Annotated in this window: 21 protein-coding genes; 7 read left to right on the top strand and 14 right to left on the bottom strand. The window is 49.9% G+C overall.

From position 1 onward, the window contains the following. Positions 1-14: 14 nt before the first annotated feature. Together ACTRXF_RS04130 and ACTRXF_RS04125 are read left to right on the top strand one after the other, a co-directional pair. On the top strand, positions 15-1,058 hold the full coding sequence (locus ACTRXF_RS04130; protein ID WP_474277952.1) for a Gfo/Idh/MocA family protein: 1,044 nt from the start codon (positions 15-17) through the stop codon (positions 1,056-1,058). Next, positions 1,058-2,026: a sugar phosphate isomerase/epimerase family protein gene (locus ACTRXF_RS04125; RefSeq protein ID WP_474277950.1), complete on the top strand. Its 969-nt coding sequence runs from the start codon at positions 1,058-1,060 to the stop codon at positions 2,024-2,026. Before ACTRXF_RS04130 ends, ACTRXF_RS04125 begins: the two co-directional genes overlap by 1 nt. 49 nt (positions 2,027-2,075) lie before the next feature. Here the strand turns inward: ACTRXF_RS04125 and ACTRXF_RS04120 are convergent, their stop codons facing one another. From ACTRXF_RS04120 to ACTRXF_RS04090, 7 genes are all read right to left on the bottom strand, one after another. Next, positions 2,076-2,705 carry a response regulator gene (locus ACTRXF_RS04120; RefSeq protein WP_474262399.1) on the bottom strand — a complete coding sequence of 210 codons (630 nt, stop codon included), beginning with the start codon at positions 2,703-2,705 and terminating at the stop codon, positions 2,076-2,078. Continuing rightward, positions 2,702-3,736 (bottom strand): sensor histidine kinase, encoded by a 1,035-nt coding sequence (locus ACTRXF_RS04115; protein WP_474277948.1) that lies wholly within the window; start codon positions 3,734-3,736, stop codon positions 2,702-2,704. Before ACTRXF_RS04115 ends, ACTRXF_RS04120 begins: the two co-directional genes overlap by 4 nt. Beyond that, a complete protein-coding gene (gene liaF / locus ACTRXF_RS04110) occupies positions 3,733-4,455 on the bottom strand; it encodes a cell wall-active antibiotics response protein LiaF (RefSeq protein WP_474277946.1) in 723 nt (240 codons plus the stop codon). The genes ACTRXF_RS04115 and liaF overlap by 4 nt, the downstream gene beginning before the upstream one ends. Before the next feature lie 66 nt (positions 4,456-4,521). Continuing rightward, on the bottom strand, positions 4,522-5,160 hold the full coding sequence (locus ACTRXF_RS04105) for a PspA/IM30 family protein (protein ID WP_474262402.1): 639 nt from the start codon (positions 5,158-5,160) through the stop codon (positions 4,522-4,524). A gap of 17 nt (positions 5,161-5,177) precedes the next feature. Beyond that, on the bottom strand, positions 5,178-5,534 hold the full coding sequence (locus ACTRXF_RS04100) for a lmo0954 family membrane protein (protein WP_474262403.1): 357 nt from the start codon (positions 5,532-5,534) through the stop codon (positions 5,178-5,180). Positions 5,535-5,666: 132 nt separating this feature from the next. Next, on the bottom strand, positions 5,667-6,293 hold the full coding sequence (locus ACTRXF_RS04095; RefSeq protein WP_474277944.1) for a hypothetical protein: 627 nt from the start codon (positions 6,291-6,293) through the stop codon (positions 5,667-5,669). A 48-nt stretch (positions 6,294-6,341) separates the two neighbouring features. Then, positions 6,342-7,202, bottom strand: a complete 861-nt coding sequence (locus tag ACTRXF_RS04090) for a GAF domain-containing protein (protein WP_474277942.1) — start codon at positions 7,200-7,202, stop codon at positions 6,342-6,344. 259 nt (positions 7,203-7,461) lie between these two features. Here ACTRXF_RS04090 and ACTRXF_RS04085 point away from each other — a divergent pair, with 259 nt between their 5' ends. From ACTRXF_RS04085 to ACTRXF_RS04075, 3 genes are read left to right on the top strand one after another with little or no spacing between them, the layout of a single operon-like run. Next, positions 7,462-8,034, top strand: coding sequence for an RNA polymerase sigma factor (locus ACTRXF_RS04085; RefSeq protein WP_474277940.1), 573 nt, complete (start codon positions 7,462-7,464; stop codon positions 8,032-8,034). After that, positions 8,034-8,210 carry a YvrJ family protein gene (locus ACTRXF_RS04080; RefSeq protein WP_474262407.1) on the top strand — a complete coding sequence of 59 codons (177 nt, stop codon included), beginning with the start codon at positions 8,034-8,036 and terminating at the stop codon, positions 8,208-8,210. The genes ACTRXF_RS04085 and ACTRXF_RS04080 overlap by 1 nt, the downstream gene beginning before the upstream one ends. Positions 8,211-8,235: 25 nt before the next feature. After that, complete coding sequence (locus ACTRXF_RS04075; protein WP_474278113.1) at positions 8,236-8,442, top strand: helix-turn-helix domain-containing protein; 207 nt, start codon at positions 8,236-8,238, stop codon at positions 8,440-8,442. A gap of 64 nt (positions 8,443-8,506) precedes the next feature. Here the strand turns inward: ACTRXF_RS04075 and hxlB are convergent, their stop codons facing one another. Genes hxlB through ACTRXF_RS04040 form a run of 7 tightly spaced genes read right to left on the bottom strand, consistent with a single transcriptional unit; the run spans position 8,507 to position 14,499 of the window. Further along, on the bottom strand, positions 8,507-9,067 hold the full coding sequence (gene hxlB / locus ACTRXF_RS04070) for a 6-phospho-3-hexuloisomerase (RefSeq protein WP_474277938.1): 561 nt from the start codon (positions 9,065-9,067) through the stop codon (positions 8,507-8,509). Next, positions 9,064-9,690: a 3-hexulose-6-phosphate synthase gene (hxlA, locus tag ACTRXF_RS04065; protein WP_474277936.1), complete on the bottom strand. Its 627-nt coding sequence runs from the start codon at positions 9,688-9,690 to the stop codon at positions 9,064-9,066. The genes hxlB and hxlA overlap by 4 nt, the downstream gene beginning before the upstream one ends. A gap of 11 nt (positions 9,691-9,701) precedes the next feature. Next, entirely contained in the window at positions 9,702-10,655 is a 954-nt protein-coding gene (locus ACTRXF_RS04060; protein ID WP_474277934.1) for a sugar kinase, read from the bottom strand. Between the two features lie 17 nt (positions 10,656-10,672). After that, on the bottom strand, positions 10,673-11,953 hold the full coding sequence (locus ACTRXF_RS04055; protein WP_474277932.1) for a TRAP transporter large permease: 1,281 nt from the start codon (positions 11,951-11,953) through the stop codon (positions 10,673-10,675). Then, a complete protein-coding gene (locus ACTRXF_RS04050) occupies positions 11,950-12,444 on the bottom strand; it encodes a TRAP transporter small permease (protein ID WP_474277930.1) in 495 nt (164 codons plus the stop codon). The genes ACTRXF_RS04055 and ACTRXF_RS04050 overlap by 4 nt, the downstream gene beginning before the upstream one ends. Positions 12,445-12,456: 12 nt before the next feature. Then, positions 12,457-13,467, bottom strand: coding sequence for a TRAP transporter substrate-binding protein (locus ACTRXF_RS04045; protein ID WP_474277928.1), 1,011 nt, complete (start codon positions 13,465-13,467; stop codon positions 12,457-12,459). A gap of 15 nt (positions 13,468-13,482) precedes the next feature. Then, positions 13,483-14,499 (bottom strand): LacI family DNA-binding transcriptional regulator, encoded by a 1,017-nt coding sequence (locus ACTRXF_RS04040; protein ID WP_474277926.1) that lies wholly within the window; start codon positions 14,497-14,499, stop codon positions 13,483-13,485. 199 nt (positions 14,500-14,698) lie between these two features. Between ACTRXF_RS04040 and ACTRXF_RS04035 the strand changes: the two genes are divergently transcribed. Next, positions 14,699-15,121 (top strand): MarR family winged helix-turn-helix transcriptional regulator, encoded by a 423-nt coding sequence (locus tag ACTRXF_RS04035; protein WP_474277924.1) that lies wholly within the window; start codon positions 14,699-14,701, stop codon positions 15,119-15,121. Further along, the gene (locus ACTRXF_RS04030; RefSeq protein WP_474277922.1) at positions 15,118-16,311 is read left to right on the top strand and encodes an MFS transporter; all 1,194 of its coding nucleotides are present in this window, start codon (positions 15,118-15,120) and stop codon (positions 16,309-16,311) included. The genes ACTRXF_RS04035 and ACTRXF_RS04030 overlap by 4 nt, the downstream gene beginning before the upstream one ends. The last annotated feature ends 22 nt before the right edge of the window (positions 16,312-16,333 follow it).

The following is a 16,333-nucleotide window of genomic DNA, read 5'->3' as shown; positions in this document are numbered from 1 at the left end:
GGAGTGGAAATCACATGAAAACAGTAAATATCGGTGTCATCGGGTGCGGAAGCATCGCGAGAAACCGCCACATTCCAGAATATGAAGCAAATCAACATACCACTATCCGGGCCGTCTGTGACCTGGTGAAGGAGCGCGCCGAAGAAACAGCTTCCCGTCTCGGGGCTTCGGCCTATACGGATTATCACGAACTGTTAAAGGATGAATCCATTGAGGCGGTCAGCGTGTGTACATCTAATCATATGCATGCCCGGATCAGCATCGACGCCCTGGCTGCCGGCAAGCACGTGCTCTGTGAAAAACCGATGGCGACAAGCGAACAGGAAGCTGAAGAAATGATCGAAGCTGAAAAACGCAGCGGTAAAAAATTAATGATCGCTCATAACCAGCGTTTCGTGCCTTCACACGTGAAGGCGAGAGAGCTGATTGCAAATGGCGACCTGGGGAAAATCTTCAGCTTCCGGACCACATTTGGACACGGCGGCCCGGAGGGGTGGAGCATCGATGGCAAGGACAGCTGGTTCTTCCGCAAGGAGGAAGCATTTATCGGCGCCATGGGAGATCTTGGAGTGCACAAATCCGACCTGATTCAATTTCTGCTTGATGAGCCGGTGACCCAGGTAGCTGCTTTCGTGGAAAACAATGCGAAGGAAAATATTACAGTGGATGATAACGCTGTATGCCTGCTTAAAACAACAGGAGGCTTAATCGGAACCCTCACGGCCAGCTGGGCTTATGTTCCCGAGGAAGACAACTCAACGATCATTTATGGCGAAAAAGGCACCCTCCGCCTTGAAGACGACCCGGTTCATTCGCTGACTGCCCACTATACCAACGGGCATACGGTCCGCTACGAGCTGGGCGGCATTCAGACCAATGACGCCGGCGGCCAGGAAAGCTCCGGGGTGATTAACGCCTTTACTGAAAGCATCATCTCGAACACGGAGGTGCCGGTAACCGGAGCAGATGGAAAGCAGGCCCTCGCTGTTATTCTGGCAGCTCTTGCCTCCAGCGAGCGCGGCCAGTTTGTGACTATTGGGAAGGAAGGTGTTCAGTAATGAAAATCGGCGTTTTCACCGTCCTGTATGCTGATTTGGCTTTTACAGATATGCTCGATAAGGTTAAACGTGCCGGAGTGCAGGCCGTAGAGCTCGGCACTGGCGGCAATCCGGGCAATGATCACGCAGATGTAGACAGGCTGTTAAACAGCGAAGATGCACGCAAACAGTTCCAGGAAGCACTGGATGCCCGGGGCTTAACCGTCAGTGCGCTCAGCTGCCACGCCAATCCGATTTCCCCGGACCCGGCTGAAGCAAAGGATGCGGACGAAACATTCAAAAAAACCGTGCGGCTTGCAAGCCTGCTGAATATTCCGGTCGTTAATACGTTCTCCGGTGTCGCCGGAAGCGACGAAAGCGCCAAGCACCCAAACTGGCCGGTCGCCCCGTGGCCGAGCGCGTATTCGGACATTTACAATTGGCAGTGGGAGCAAAAGCTCATTCCATATTGGAGGGAAGCCGGCAGCTACGCTAAAGAACACGGCGTAAACGTCGGCATTGAGCCTCACGGCGGTTTCCTCGTTCATACGCCGTACACGGTGCTGAAGCTTCGGGAAGCAACCAACGATGCGGTAGGTGCTAACCTTGATCCGAGTCATATGTGGTGGCAGGGGATCGACCCGGTAGCCGCGATTAAAATTCTTGGAAAAGAAGGAGCCATCCACCACTTTCACGCCAAGGATACGTATATCGACCAGGACAACGTCAACATGTACGGCCTCACCGATATGCAGCCTTACAGCAGCGTGCAGACCCGTGCCTGGAGTTTCCGGTCGGTCGGCTTCGGCCACGGCATGAAGGAATGGAGCGATATGATCAGCGCGCTTCGAACGTTCGGCTATGACCATGTTGTCAGCATCGAGCATGAAGACCCAATCATGTCACTTGATGAAGGCTTCGAGCGGGCTGTGCAAAATCTGAATTCCGTCAATATTTCCGAGCGTCCGGTCGACATGTGGTGGGCGTGATCCCTCCGTATTAAAAAAGCTGCTCCCCTTACTCAGGGCGGGCAGCTTTTTAAAATAGACGATGCTTGTAAGCATAAACAACTGCCTGGGTCCGGTCCTGCACCTGGAGCTTATGGAGGACACTGCTCACGTGTACCTTCGCTGTTTTCAGGGCAATAAACAGCTCTTCGGCAATTTCCATATTGGTTTTCCCCTCTGCAAGCAGCCGCAGCACCTCAAGCTCGCGTGCGGTCAGTTCCTCATGCAGTTCCCTTTGATCCCGCCGTTTCATGTTTGTCATCAGCTTTCCCGCTACTTCCGGCTCCAAAATCGACTGCCCATCGTGTGTTTTCCGAATCGCCGCTGCGATCTCTCCGGCCCGGGAGGTTTTTAAAATATAGCTAACCGCTCCCGCTTCAAGCGCCGGGTACACCTTTTCATCATCGATAAAGCTTGTAACAATAATAATTTTGGCTGCCGGCCAAGCCTCCATAATTTTCTCTGTCGCCTCAATGCCGTTCATATCATCCATCACCAGATCCATGAGGATAATATCCGGCCTGAGTTCCAGAGCCAGCCTGACCGCTTCCCGGCCGCTTGAGGCTTCAGCGGTTACTTCCATATCCGGCTGCGTCGATAAATACGACGTAACCCCAATACGAACCATTTCGTGGTCATCTGCAAACAGGATCGTAATCATACCTCTTCCCCCTTCGACAGCCAGGGCACTTTAACATCGATGCGGCTGCCCTCTCCCGGCAGGCTCACTAAATGAAAGTGTCCGCCGATTTCCTCCGCCCGTTCCTTCATCGTACTCAGCCCGTAGCTGTCCGGTTTTTCTTCCTCCATATAAAACCCGACGCCGTTGTCCTGGACACGTAAAATAATAAATTCTTCGCGCTGCAGCAGCGATACCTTCAGCTCGGTCGCCTTCGCGTGGCGAAGCGTGTTGGAAATGGACTCCTGGCTGATCCGAAACAGCTGGTCCTCCACTCCCTTTTCAATTGGAAACGGTTCAATCACCTGCTTGATCTGCAGCGGCACCTTCGCCGTCAGATCGTTCAGCAGCTGCGTGATTCCCTCCTGCAGCGATTGTTTATTCAACGCCGCCGGCCGCAGATGAAGAAGCAGCGCCCGCATTTCAAGCTGGGACTGGTTAATCATCCGCTCGATGGTCTGCCATTCCTTCGAAACCTCCCCCATGCCGGACCGCTCATTAACCGCAGATATCATCATGGAAGCCGCAAACAGCTGCTGGCTGACCGAATCATGGAGCTCCCGGGCAATCCGGTTCCTTTCCTGCGCAATAACCTCCTGCAGGCTCTTTTCCCGGTCCTCGGCCCGTTCTGTGGCCAGCTTCTGCCCGCGTTCCGCCTGCCCCTGCAGCTGACGTTCCACCGCTTCAAGCTCTGTGCGCAGCTCTTCTACTTCCCGGTACATCTCCGCCGGCCAGATATTTTTAGGGCTTCCTCTGCTCAACCGCTCCAGCACAGCCTGCAGCTGCTGCCAGCGGGCATTCCATGCCCGGAGCGTTAAAAACCCGAGAGCGGTGCCAAGCAGAACGATCAGTACGACAAGCAAAAAGCCATACGGCAGGCCACTCATGGTTTGTCCCATCAGCACGTCCCACATGTCAAAAGGCAGCAGCAGAAGAAGCGGAACGACGGTGGAGACGCTGATGAGAAAAGCCGCAGCGATCCCCCACCCGGCTGCTTTCACAAAGCTGTTCATCGCCGCTCCACCTCCAGATCCCCGCTGATAAGCGAGGTGAAAATATAAAGCGTGGAAGCTTCCTCATCTGTCGCAGGAGCGTGATAAGTGATCGTCTGGTTCCACCGCTTTGCTTCTTCTTTCCCAAACAGGCGCACGCGTCCGTACACTGTACTGTGGCGGATAATCACGTTCACTTCGTACGGCACATGGACAGTTACTGAGCCAAGGCCGTGACGGACGATAACCACCGCCTGCGCCGGCAAAACTGTATTGGTGGCATCAACAATTTTATCGCCCACGCCGCCGATCACGTTAATGTCCTTCCAGTGAAACGGCTTCCGTCCGACCTTCTCCCGCCCCCACAGACGGTTGCCAAGCAGCTGTTCCCGCTCATAATTTTCTACCCTGCCGGCCAGCTCTTCCACCTCTGCCTGTTCTTCGACAGGCTCCCTGGACGACCGGCGCATCTGCAGCAGCAGCAGAACAAAAAAGGCAATTACCCAGAACTGTACAGCCCAGAGAGTGACCGCTGTAAGGCCCAGGCCGATCCACCCGATCCACCAGAAAATGGCTGAAAGCGTCCGCCTTTTCGTCCGCTTTCCAATAAAAATAAACAGGGCGAAAAAGAAGAGCACAGGCACTAAACCGGCTCCGTGCGAAAAAAATTCCAGTATGAACAGGAGGATTCCCGTAAAAAACACGAATTGGATCATCTTCGTTGATATATGGGAAAACATAGGAACCCTCCTTTGCTGTTTATGTAAGTTAAAAATAGAGACGCCCTGGTCAGCGTCTCTATTTTATCACGCTTTTTCCTGCTCCGCCTCTGTGTTCCGCTTTTCAAGACGGGCTACCCTTTCGTCGAAGGTGGAATGCTCGTACTCCTGCTGATGATGCTGTTCCATACTTTCTAAATACTGTTCCACTTCTTTAAAACGTGCTTCCGGTTCGCGGCCGCTCTCTTCGTATAGTTTAGAGATATTGTGATTGGCCCGGGCTACATTTTCCCGTCCCATCCACTCCATCCGTTTCAGACGCATATCCTTCAGCTTATACACCATTTCCTGATGCCGCCTCTCGAGTGTCTGCAGCTGCTCTTCTGCTTCTTTTTTCATCGTGGCAAGCTTTTGCGCCCGCTCGCCGTACTGTTCAATTTCCCTCAAAGCAATCTCATACAGCTCGTTCTCTTCGTAATGCTTTACCACCGCGGCCTGCTGCTTACGTTTATCAAGCATCTTTTCTGCTTCGTCCTGTTCGTGCTGAAACTCTTCAACCAGCCTGCGCTGACGGTCTGTAAGCCTGCTTACCTTTTCCGTTTCGCGCTCCGCTTCTTTAATATAGCGGTTGAGCGAAGCGATCGGATTGTCTGTTTCCTTTTTCATGTTCCACCGCCCCCATTCCTGTTCGACATCCTCCTTGAACTGCTGCCAAATGCCCGCCATGGCTCTTTCCTCCTTTTTTATCTGCGCTTTAGTTTTTTCCATTCTTCTTCAAAGCCTGTGAACGGATCTTTCGTTCTGGTCCGGCGGTCAATATCCACTTCATCATCACTCCATTTTTTCACGCTCCAGTATATAGCGTACAGACCGAGAAGCGCGATGACTGCATAGATGTTGGTGAGCGCAAGCAGTATCGCTGCAATGCCCACCACTACCCAGAAAACCCTCGCCGCAGTGGACGTGCTTTCCTGAAACTGGCGGTAGACGATATACGCCAGTGCCACTCCAGCTGCGAGCAAGAGCAACGGCCCGAGGTTCGACAAAACGACGATTGCTGCGACTGTAATGAGTGCTGCTAATCCGATTTTTTTCCACATGGTATTTCCCCCTTCCTGTACTTCTATCTTACGCCGGTTTCCCGGCTTCCGGGAGCAGCCCGGGGTCTATCTTTTCTACGCCTCAAGGCGTATTTACCATAAAAAAAGCACCCTTTCTGTATAAAAGGGTGTTTACGCCTGGCTCTGCTGCCCTGCATTTTCAAGGGCCTCGATTGTCTTCTTTTTAAATGCATCGTCGACCGGACGACCGTCCGGACTCGAATAATTCAGCTGATTTTTCGCTGGGAGGTAAACATATCCCAGTGCTTCAAGCTCCCCGCAAAGTCCCGCCGGCAGCCTGCCGGACCCCGTCTGCCGTATAAAATGCTCTGTTACCGAGACTGTGACCTCTGTATCCGTCGATCCGGTGTTCAGTACGAATAAATCGTCCTCATTCTGCTTAATCCATTTTCCTTTGGAGAAGAGCGAAAATGTCGATGCTTCGAGGGCGGAGATGCCGCTGAGATTCACTCGGTACACGTCATTAATAACCTGCCGCACCATTTCACCGGACGGAGGGGACGGCAGCCGGGCGAGTGCATAATCAAGCAGTTCCTCTTTGCCGGCGGCCTCCCATTCTTTTTCAGTCCATGCTGCAAAAACAGATTGTGACCTCCGGGCCCCAGGGGCTTTCGGGTCCGCGGCAATACTCTGCAGGGATATGTCAAAAATCTCCGAAACGAGGCGTTCCACCACAGCCACGGTGAGTTTGTTTTCATTTTCCACTCTTTCATCCATCTGTTCTGCTTTTGTATTCATACCAGTTCCTTCTTTCAACTTGATATGTAAACGGTCCGGTTTTTTTATTTACTCTTTTCTTACCAGTCGGAATCCAATAGACTGCAGCGCTGTTTCCAGGCTTTTTTCGATCATAATATTTTCGCCGAGAATATCTTTTCGTATATCCTGAACAGCCATGTCCGGGCGGACGCCGGTTAGAATAGGGTCAATGCCCATCAGCTTCAGCGCCTGAATGACCTGGGAAATATACGTTGTGAACGTTTCGTTAAAAGCCGAAACACCAGACACATCGATCATAAAATAATCGTATTTCCCGCCGTACACTTCCTGCAGTACTGTTTCCATCAAACGGTTGGATCTTGCTTCATCCATCGCCCCTACGAGCGGGAGCACAGCGATCCCTTCGCCTATCGGCACAATCGGGTACCCGAGCACCTCTATTTTTTCATCCATGCGGTCTACGCGGATCAGATAGCTCAATAAATTACCAAATGTCTGCATCAGCGAAATTTCTTCCTTCTTAAATTCACGCGGCTCGCGGTTCAATACGCACAGTGTGCCAAACGGGCCGCCGTCCTGGTCTTTAATGTACACGCCCAGAAAAGTATGTACATTGAAATTTTTCGGCATCAGCAGTTCTTTGGTTTCTTCATTACTCACTGCATCGGAAAAGTGAAAATACTCCTGATCATCATTTTTCAGCACGTATTGACAGAACGATGCTTCGTGCTCCACTTTCATTCCTTCAGAAACAAGATCATCCCCGCGGTTGTTGTAAGCACTCAATACGTCCATATAAGTATCTTCTTTTTTTGCAATATAAACAGAGTCCACTTGAAGGGACTCAGCGATCACGCTCATGATTTCTTCAGCCATCTCTTCAATGGAGAAAGTGTACCTGCTTGACGGCCCTGATGTTAAACTCACTTTTTCCCCTCCTGTTACATGAAGCTGATTTATATTTATTCCCTCTTTTGTTTTTAACTAATCTTTTTGTAAACACATTATGCCACCGATGAGTCTTTTTTAACAGGACTTAACCTGTAAATTTTTCTAATTTCAGTATTTTCTTGTTTCCCGGAAAAGTGTTCGTATAAAATATAAGAACAAATGTTCGTATATATGGTTTACTTTTTATCTTGAAGATGTCTTTTATAAACAACAGGGGTAAGGAGAGGAGGCATCTATGACACATTCATCATACGCTGATTCAAAAAGAGAAGCATGGGAAGCTTTCAAAGAGAAAAATCATTCGTTCCTGCGTACCCGGCTCATCCGCGAATTTCTGGAGGATGCTGTGCACCAGCAGCTGTTGAAACAGGCTTTAAACGATGATGCTGCCTGGGCACACAAAGCCATTGACCTATCTTTTAAGCGTTACTACCAGGATGTGGTCTGGCGTTCTTATATGTTAAAAACCCTGCACTGGGAAGCAATCCGCTACGATCGTTACCATCGCCGGCGCCAGCAGCGGACTCCTCTGTCCGACCAGGAGGCCCTGTTTGAAGAAACCGGTTCATTTTACAGTGAGGACTCAGAGCAAAGCCTTGAAGAAGAGCTGCACCATTATCCGGTCTGGCTCGGCTTTCGTTCGCTGACTCCGTACCAGCAGTGGATTTTTTCTAAAAAATACAGCTGCGGGTGGAAGGATACAGACATTGCCAGCCACCTTCAAATCAGCCGCCAGGCAGTGTCAAACGCCCACCGAAAAGGTTTGAAGACACTTCGTTTTTATGCCGGGAAACGGGAGGAGCAGTGATGCACATTATTGATTCCAGTGCCGTTGTCGAACTGCTGGCCAATGTCGGCTTCCCTATCATTGTAACGTTTTATCTGCTTTTGCGGATTGAACAGCGGATTGAGCATTTGCGCCGGGATGTAAACCGTTTGGCTTGCTCTTCACCAAAAAAGGAGGAAACGATGCATGAGGACTAATAATCGGATCACAAAAAATCAGCGCATGAGCGAGAAAGCGCTGTATGAAGAGCTTCAAAAATTCGAACCATTCATCCAGCAGGCGCTCCGTCAAACTTCCTATCAGGAGCGTGAGGATCTTCAGCAGGAGCTCCGCCTGAAATGCATTGAAAAAATACTCACGTATGAACCGCCGGAAGTACCCGGCTTCTGGGAGTACAAACGCCGCTATGAGCAGCAGATGGACGAATAAACCGGCTCGCTCCATAAAAAAACAACCGGACCGGCTGAAGGCCGGTCCGATTGCTACATATGTGCTATTCCATGTTGCTATGACGCCTGGCCATTTGCTCGTAGTCAGCTTCCCCGTGTGCATGGGCAGCAGCAATAATCAGACCGTCCAATATTAAATGCAGACTCTGATCGAACTGATTTCCCAACGGCTGAATCGTTTCTGGCTCATGTTCCAGCCGTTTTTTGGTTGCGGCAGAAACAGCGATAAAAGCATCGCTGAGTTTTCCCAGGGAAGAATCCCGGTTGGTGGAGCAGACCAAAAGCTCTGCTCCGTTTTTTTTCGCCTGTTCCGCCGTATGAACGAGAATCGAAGTATTTCCTGAGCCGGATAATACTACAAGTAAATCTCCCTCACCCACGGAAGGGGTAATCGTTTCACCAACTACAAACACGTTATATCCACTGTGCATGAGACGCATTGCAAACATTTTTCCGACAAGACCGGAGCGCCCTTCACCGGCTACAAAAATTCTTGGAGCCCGGTTAAGCTTCGCTGCAGCCTGTTCTACTTCTTCTGCACGCACGCTGCCCACAACCTCTGTTATTTCCCGGGAAATAGTATTTAATACGTGTTCTGCATTCATAGCCTGTCTGCCTCCGATCGTATTTGTTCCGCTGCCTGCCGGGGGTTTATGCTTTTTGTAATAGCGCCTCCGATAATAACTACGTCTGGACGCGCCTCCTTGATTTTGTGAAGGTTATCCGCTTTTAAACCACCAGCTGCTGATACTTCCCAGTGCGGAAATGCTTGCAGCAGCTTGTAATAATCATTATCGCCTGCTCCTGCCTGCTGCATGTCTTTACCTATATGCAGCGAAGCACTGCGGATGCCAAGCTTATCGAGTTCCTCAAGCCGTTGTTTTTCCTGCACATTCAACAGATCCACAAAAGCTTTTTTACCGTATTCTTCAGCGGTCTCGAATACTGCCTGGATAGAAGCGTCCGATGCAAAAGCCATCACCGTCGTTACATCTGCGCCTGCCTCGAAGGCCTGGATTGTTTCTGCCCTCGCTGCATCACACGTTTTCATATCCGCGACCAGTATTTTATCCGGATATTTCTGCTTCATCTGCCGGACGATGTCCATGCCATATTCTTTAATGACCCCCGTGCCTATTTCAATCCAGTCGATATACGCTTCGGTTTGATGAACGACATTAAAACACTCGTCCCAAGCTAACCGGTCCAACGCCAGCTGTATGTTCATTGCTTCCTCCTTTAACGTTCCACACGTTCTTCGTTCCCAAGCGCTGCTTCCACTTCCTCTAAAAGCGGCAGCCCTTCATTGTCGCCTGCTACCTGTACGACTTTTGCTCCAGCTACCGCGCCGATTCTCAAAGCCCTCTCCAGCGAATATCCCTGCAGCAGACCGCACAGCAAGCCGGCGTTGAAACCGTCTCCTGCTCCTACGGTATCAGCCACTTTTTCTACTTTTTCCGCCGGTTGATGCACGGTTTCCCTGCTTCCGTGTTTTCCGGCTGCTCCTTCACTGCCGTTTTTAATAATGACACGATCAATGCCATACGATTGAAAAGAAGCAAGGTGCTCTTCTATTGACTGTGCGCCGAACAGCATATCCGCTTCATCTCTTCCACTCAGCATGATATCTACGTATGGAAGCAGGGACCGGATGGCCTCCCCCGCCTCTTCTTGATTCCAAAGACGCAGACGGATGTTCGGATCCATAGCTGTAAGCACTCCCAACTCCCCTGCAAAACGCAACGCTTCCCGGAGCATCTCCACATTTTCCGGGCGGAGCGAAGCAAACACGCCGGTAATATAAAATACCTTCGGCTGCCCGGTCAGCTGTTCTTTCACATGCTGCAATGTTATTTCTTCTGTCGGTGATGGAAAGCGGTAGTAAAACGTACGCCCATTACCGTTTTCAAGCGTTTCTTTAAAATTCACGGGAGTAGCGTAGTCATCTTCAAAAGCTATTCCCGAAACGTCAATTCCTTCTCCGCGCAGGGTATTAAAAATATGGCGGCCAAATTCATCGCGGCCCAGGCGGCTGATCATCCCTGTTTGAAGCCCCAGGCGGGCGCAGCCGACAGCCACGTTTAATTCGGCCCCGCCAATTTTCCGCTCAAACTCAGTCGTAAAACGCATCGGCCCCCGCTGTTTCGGATTCATTGTAATCATTGCGTCGCCAATTGTAAGGATGTCCTGCATCTTTACTGCCTCCATTCTTATTCAAACGCATTCGGCAGCCACATGAAAATGCCCGGAACGAATGCAATTACTAAAATCACAACCAGAATCATGCCAATGTACGGAATCGTCGCTTTAAAGGAGCGGCTGATGGAAAGCCCGCCTATCGCACTTGCAAGCAGGAGGCACAGACCGTACGGAGGCGTCACGAGACCTACAGCCAGGCACATGAGTACGACGATCCCGATATGAATGGGATCGAGGCCGAGCTCTGATGCTGCCGGCAGTATAATGGGTACAAACAAAATGATTGAAGGCACAGTGTCCATAAACATACCGACAAATAAAAACAAAACGATAATCAGCACAATCAGAAGCCAAGCGTACGGTACCGACTCCTCGAAAAAGGAGGAAATGTGGGCTGGAATATTATTAAAGCTGATCAGTCGTCCAAGCGACGTGGCGGTCGCCAGCGCAAACAATGTAAGCGAGCTGAGCTTCAAGGTTTCAATAACGATCTCCGGCATATCCCGCAGGCGGATGCTTCTGTAAAAAAAGAACGCCAGAATAAACGAGTAAATGCAGGCGATGATCGACGCTTCGGTCGGTGTCACAAACCCGCCCATGATGCCAACAAGGATAATAATCGGTGTAAGCAGCGGTGGAAAGCTCCGGATGCCGTGTTTGACAATCGCCTTTGTATCGAGCCGGTCATGCTTCGGGTAATTATTTTTCTTCGAGATGACTGATATAAACAACATTAATCCAACGCCGATTAACAGTCCTGGAATAATTCCACCGATAAACATCTGACCAATCGACACCCCGGCCAGACTTCCGTAAATAACCATCGGAATCGATGGAGGAATAATCATGCCCATAGTGGAGGATGTAGCAGTTACAGCCACTGACGTTTCCGTGCTGTACTGCTCCTTTTTCATACTTGGGATCAGAATTTTCCCCACCCCTGCCGTATCAGCCGTAGACGCTCCGGATATTCCGCCGAAAAACATAGAAACGACGACGTTGGAGTGGGCCAGCCCTCCGCGGATATGGCCCACGAGTGAGACCGCAAACTGAATGAGCCGCTCGGAAATCTTACCACGATTCATGATATTTGCCGCAAAGATAAACAGCGGCACAGCAAGCAAAATAAAGGAGTTTAACCCGACGAACATTTGCTGGATAACAGCTTCAAGCGGGACCGTTCCCATAACGAGAAAACCAACATAGCTGACGATGCCAATCACAAATGCGATAGGAATGCCAAGTACCATTAATATTAAAAAGAGCAGTATTAATCCAATCGCGGTTATCATTTTTTATTCACCTCCACGACATTTTGGTAGTGACGCCAGTGGTCCATCGCATTCTGAAAAGCGAACAGTATGATTCCTGCTCCGGCAATTGGCACAGGCAGCCAAATGAAAAATTGACTGACTCCCGGCAGGTAGTTCAGCGTCCAGCTGCTGAACTGGGTCGTAATCTGCACCCCGTGGATGACAAACGCGAGACCGAACAGAACTAAAAAGAAATGGATAACTATCTGGAGCCCCAGCAGATATTTCCCGGACAGCTTCTCCAAAAGAATGCTCACGGTAAAGTGCTGCCGTTCTCTAACCATTGCTGCCGCTCCGAGCAGCACCATCCATATAAAGGCATATGTGGCCACCTCGGCTGACCAGAGGAAGGCCACTCCGGGAATGTAGCGGGTCATCACCTGGAGCGCTACGCATATAAAGAAAATCGAAAAGGCGGCTGCGCCTCCCCACAAAAATACTCGCTGTATTTTATCGATAAATTCTCTCATCTTCTCACCCACCTATTCATCCTTTAGTTCCTGGACCCTTTCGTATTCTTCTTCCATCCCGAGATTTTCTACAGCATCTCTGCGTACGCTTTCTGTCTGGCTGGTAAAGGCTTCTTTATCCACCTCGTTGATTTCCATGCCTTCTTCCTGAAGCTTTTGTTTATACTCACTGGCCAATTCCTCATCAGTTGCACGCGCAGTTTCAGTCGCCTCCTGTACCGCTGTATCAACTGCTTCCTGCTGTTCGGCATTCATACTGTCGTACGCTTCCTGGGTGGTGAAAAATACCCGTGTCGTAACGTCGTGCTCCGTGAGTGACAGATGATCCGCTACCTCGTAATGACTGGCTAAATAAATATTAGTAAAATCATTTTCTGCTGCATCCGTCAATCCGTTCTGAAGCGCCTGATACATCTCGTTCCAGGCCACACTCGTCGGCTGGGAGCCAAGCGCCTGCCAAGTATTCGTCACCACCGGTGAATCCTGGGTCCGGACCGTTTTATTTTCCAAATCCTCCGGCGTTTCCACTGGCTGCGTTCCGTAATAATTACGCGTTCCTGCCGACCAGTAATCAAGCACTTTAAAATTTGATTTTTCTTCTGTCACACGTGCTACTTCATCGCCTACCTCGCCGTCCACTACCCGCTCCCAGTGCTCCCGGTCTTCAAAAAGATACAGAATGGAGAAAAAATCCACCTCTTTTACTTTTTGGGCCAAATACCCTGGAGAAGCGACCACCAGATCCACCGACCCGGTCTCGGCGCTCTGGGCAAGCTCTGCTTCGCTTCCGCCAAGTGACCCGTTCGTGTGTACCTCCACCGTAACGCTTCCATCGCTTTCTTCTTCTACGACTTCTTTAAATTCCCTCAAGCCGACAGCGTAGGGACTCTGATCATCGAGCTGGGTAGCGGCTACTAAATGAACATTTTCTTCAGCTCCGGCCGTGCTTTCAGTACTGGCGCTGCTGCAGCCGGCGAGCACTCCAGCGGCGAGCGCCATCATGGTAACGCTTACTTTTTTCATCATTCAAACCTCCTTTTATATTTTTGCTTCAGTGGAATCCCGTACATGAAAAGCTGTCTCATATATATATTCATGACTTAATTTCTCGGCCGGCACCCCCTCGTTCACCTGCTCCAGTAGAAGCTCTGCTGCTTTTTGCCCCATTTGATAGGCCGGCTGCTCAATGGTTGTTAGCGATGGGGAAAAGAAAGCAGCGTATTCCACCTCATCAAACGTTACCAGGGCAAGGTCTTTGGGAATACTGAGCTGCTGCTCTTTAGCAAATGTCAGTGCTTCTACGAGCATGCGGTCGTTAGAGATAAACAGCGCATCAGGAGGAGACTGCTGTTTCATCATTACCTTTAATGCCTCCTGAGCACCGCTGACTTCCCCGTGGTATGCAAGCTTTTTATTTTCAGCGATCCCCTCTGCCTCGAGCGCATCCTCAAACCCGCGGAAGCGTTCTTTTCTTGTGTTCATCTTCAGCTCCGGACCAATAAAGCCGATATTGCGGTATTTTCTATCGGCCAAATGCTTTACCGCATCGTACGAAGCCTTATAATTATTCACCACTACAGAGGGGATTTCCGACTGCTCTACCGTTCTATCCAGAAATACTAACGGAATTTGATAGCTTAGAATGTCTTCATAATTTTTTCGGTCCTGACTGCTTGGGATAATAATCATTCCGTCAATCTGCTTTGCCATCAGCATATCAATGTACTGTTTTTCTTTCGTTTCGTCGTCATCGGCATTACAGATGATGACGTGATAATTGTACTTTATGCACATATCTTCAATCGCTCTGACCACAAGCGTGGAAAACCGGTGCACCACGTTCGCGATAATAACGCCGATCGTCGTCGTTTTCTGTTGTTTCAGCCCTCTTGCAATCGCATTCGGCCGGTAGTTTAACCGGGAAATGGCCTGCTCGATACGCCCTTTTGTTTCTTCACCCATGTATGTAAAACGACCGTTCATAAACTGAGATACGGTGCTTATGGAAACATTTGCTTCTTTTGCCACATCACGCAGCGTCACATTTTTACGCATAGCTTCCCTCCTGATAAAACGTTTTAGTAAAACGATTTATTTCATTCTAAAAGATACATCCCTAAATTGCAAACGCTTTATTATTTTTTTTGATTTTCGTAATCGGTTCCAGGGTTTACCTTTATCCAAATACTTCGTATACTGGTGAAGCTGCAATTAATTAGCATGCTAATTAAATTCAAAAGGAGCTTTCTTTTTTATGGAATCAGACCAGCTTATTCATATGATTCATCAGCGGTCGCGTACACTTTCGAACACGCTAAACGAAACGCTTGCCCCGTTTGGGCTGTCCCATGCGCAGTATATGATTATGTATGTGCTTGATACCGGCGGTCCGGCCACCCAGACGCATATGCGGAAATATCTGCAGGTGGAAGCACCGACGATTGCCCGTACCATCGCCACGATGGATCGCAATGGGTGGATCGAAAAACGTCCCGGCGCAGACCGGCGTACGCAAGTCATCCACCTTACCGACAGCACGAAAAAAATACTGCCCGAAATTAAAGAACGAGTTGCAGAGGCAGAGAAGCGTTCGCTCGCTCGGCTGTCAGATCAGGACCGGGAAGTTCTGCATGAGCTGCTTGGAAAAATTACGAACGAAAGGAGCGGGAAACAGTGAGCCGTCATGACCATCCCATCTGGACGAAGGATTTTATTAGTATCACGATTACCAATTTCATGGTTTTCACCGTATTCTATTCTCTTTTAACTACACTTCCCCTTTTTGTTACCGGCAGCCTCGGCGGAACCAGTGCCCAGGGCGGGCTCATCGTCACGATTATGCTCGTTGCTACGATCATCACCCGGATATTTGCCGGTAAGATCATGGAAAAAACCGGGCGTAAACGGGCGCTGGTCTGGGGAGCCGCTGCGTTTGTTCTCTGTACTTTTTTATACCTTTTTATCGATACGTATACGGGGCTGCTGCTGCTCCGGTTTGTGCACGGCATTCCTTTTGGCATTTTGAGCACAGCTACCGGCGCTATCGCTGCAGATGTTATCCCAAATGAGCGACGCGGGGAAGGCCTCGGTTATTTCACGACCTCCATGAATGTCGCCGTCGTCATCGGCCCATTCATCGGACTGACGCTAATACAGTTTGCTCCTTTTGCCCTTTTATTTATACTGCTCGGCATATTTATGATTGTTGGAGTCTGGTGCGCAGCCATTGCCCGGGATCCAGGAATTCCTGCCGCACCGCACACTGAAAAAAAGAAGCTGTCCATTCATGATTTTATCGAACTGCGGGCGCTTCCAATTGCTTCTATCGGGCTGCTTGCTTCTTTTTCCTACGCCGGTGTCATTTCATACATGTCCCTGTTTGCCGAAGCCATGGGTCTGATCCAGGTATCGAGTTTCTTTTTCCTCGTGTTCGCTGTGGTCGTCATTGCTTCACGCCCGGTGGCCGGGCCGTTATTTGATACCCGTGGGCCGGGCACTGTTCTGTACCCTTGTCTGCTGATTTTCGCCATCGGCCTCGTAACACTCAGCTTTACCACTGCCGGGTGGATGCTGCTGTTGTCTGCCGCTTTGATCGGCCTTGGTTACGGAACGCTTCTTCCTGGTTTTCAAACGATGTCCATTCAGGCGGCTGAGCCGCACCGAAGCGGGCATGCCACCGCTACATTTTTTATTATGTTTGACTCCGGCATCGCTCTTGGCTCCTTTTTTCTCGGACTTTTAGTGAATGCTGTCGGCTATCAGTATTTGTATCAAATTACGGCAGGCATTATACTGCTGACGATTGGGGCTTTGTATTTGTATTTCCGGACATCGTCGGTGTATGCCTATGAAGAAAAGAAGGCCTGACCCCTATAATATTATGTATATA

Source organism: Marinococcus sp. LNHM3E3-2.2 (assembly GCF_056034385.1).
This window is presented reverse-complemented; position numbering and strand designations above follow the sequence as displayed.

Bases quoted from the DNA above. Each gene is read 5' to 3' on its own strand.
- liaF (WP_474277946.1), bottom strand. From the start codon at position 4,455: ATGTTTTCCCATATATCAACGAAGATGATCCAATTCGTGTTTTTTACG.
- ACTRXF_RS04100 (WP_474262403.1), bottom strand. From the start codon at position 5,534: ATGTGGAAAAAAATCGGATTAGCAGCACTCATTACAGTCGCAGCAATC.
- ACTRXF_RS04130 (WP_474277952.1), top strand. From the start codon at position 15: ATGAAAACAGTAAATATCGGTGTCATCGGGTGCGGAAGCATCGCGAGA.
- ACTRXF_RS04060 (WP_474277934.1), bottom strand. From the start codon at position 10,655: ATGCAGGACATCCTTACAATTGGCGACGCAATGATTACAATGAATCCG.
- ACTRXF_RS04125 (WP_474277950.1), top strand. From the start codon at position 1,058: ATGAAAATCGGCGTTTTCACCGTCCTGTATGCTGATTTGGCTTTTACA.
- ACTRXF_RS04050 (WP_474277930.1), bottom strand. From the start codon at position 12,444: ATGAGAGAATTTATCGATAAAATACAGCGAGTATTTTTGTGGGGAGGC.
- ACTRXF_RS04085 (WP_474277940.1), top strand. From the start codon at position 7,462: ATGACACATTCATCATACGCTGATTCAAAAAGAGAAGCATGGGAAGCT.
- ACTRXF_RS04120 (WP_474262399.1), bottom strand. From the start codon at position 2,705: ATGATTACGATCCTGTTTGCAGATGACCACGAAATGGTTCGTATTGGG.
- ACTRXF_RS04105 (WP_474262402.1), bottom strand. From the start codon at position 5,160: ATGGCGGGCATTTGGCAGCAGTTCAAGGAGGATGTCGAACAGGAATGG.
- ACTRXF_RS04115 (WP_474277948.1), bottom strand. From the start codon at position 3,736: ATGAACAGCTTTGTGAAAGCAGCCGGGTGGGGGATCGCTGCGGCTTTT.
- ACTRXF_RS04035 (WP_474277924.1), top strand. From the start codon at position 14,699: ATGGAATCAGACCAGCTTATTCATATGATTCATCAGCGGTCGCGTACA.
- ACTRXF_RS04075 (WP_474278113.1), top strand. From the start codon at position 8,236: ATGAGCGAGAAAGCGCTGTATGAAGAGCTTCAAAAATTCGAACCATTC.
- ACTRXF_RS04045 (WP_474277928.1), bottom strand. From the start codon at position 13,467: ATGAAAAAAGTAAGCGTTACCATGATGGCGCTCGCCGCTGGAGTGCTC.
- ACTRXF_RS04095 (WP_474277944.1), bottom strand. From the start codon at position 6,293: ATGAATACAAAAGCAGAACAGATGGATGAAAGAGTGGAAAATGAAAAC.
- hxlB (WP_474277938.1), bottom strand. From the start codon at position 9,067: ATGAATGCAGAACACGTATTAAATACTATTTCCCGGGAAATAACAGAG.
- ACTRXF_RS04080 (WP_474262407.1), top strand. From the start codon at position 8,034: ATGCACATTATTGATTCCAGTGCCGTTGTCGAACTGCTGGCCAATGTC.
- ACTRXF_RS04040 (WP_474277926.1), bottom strand. From the start codon at position 14,499: ATGCGTAAAAATGTGACGCTGCGTGATGTGGCAAAAGAAGCAAATGTT.
- ACTRXF_RS04055 (WP_474277932.1), bottom strand. From the start codon at position 11,953: ATGATAACCGCGATTGGATTAATACTGCTCTTTTTAATATTAATGGTA.
- hxlA (WP_474277936.1), bottom strand. From the start codon at position 9,690: ATGAACATACAGCTGGCGTTGGACCGGTTAGCTTGGGACGAGTGTTTT.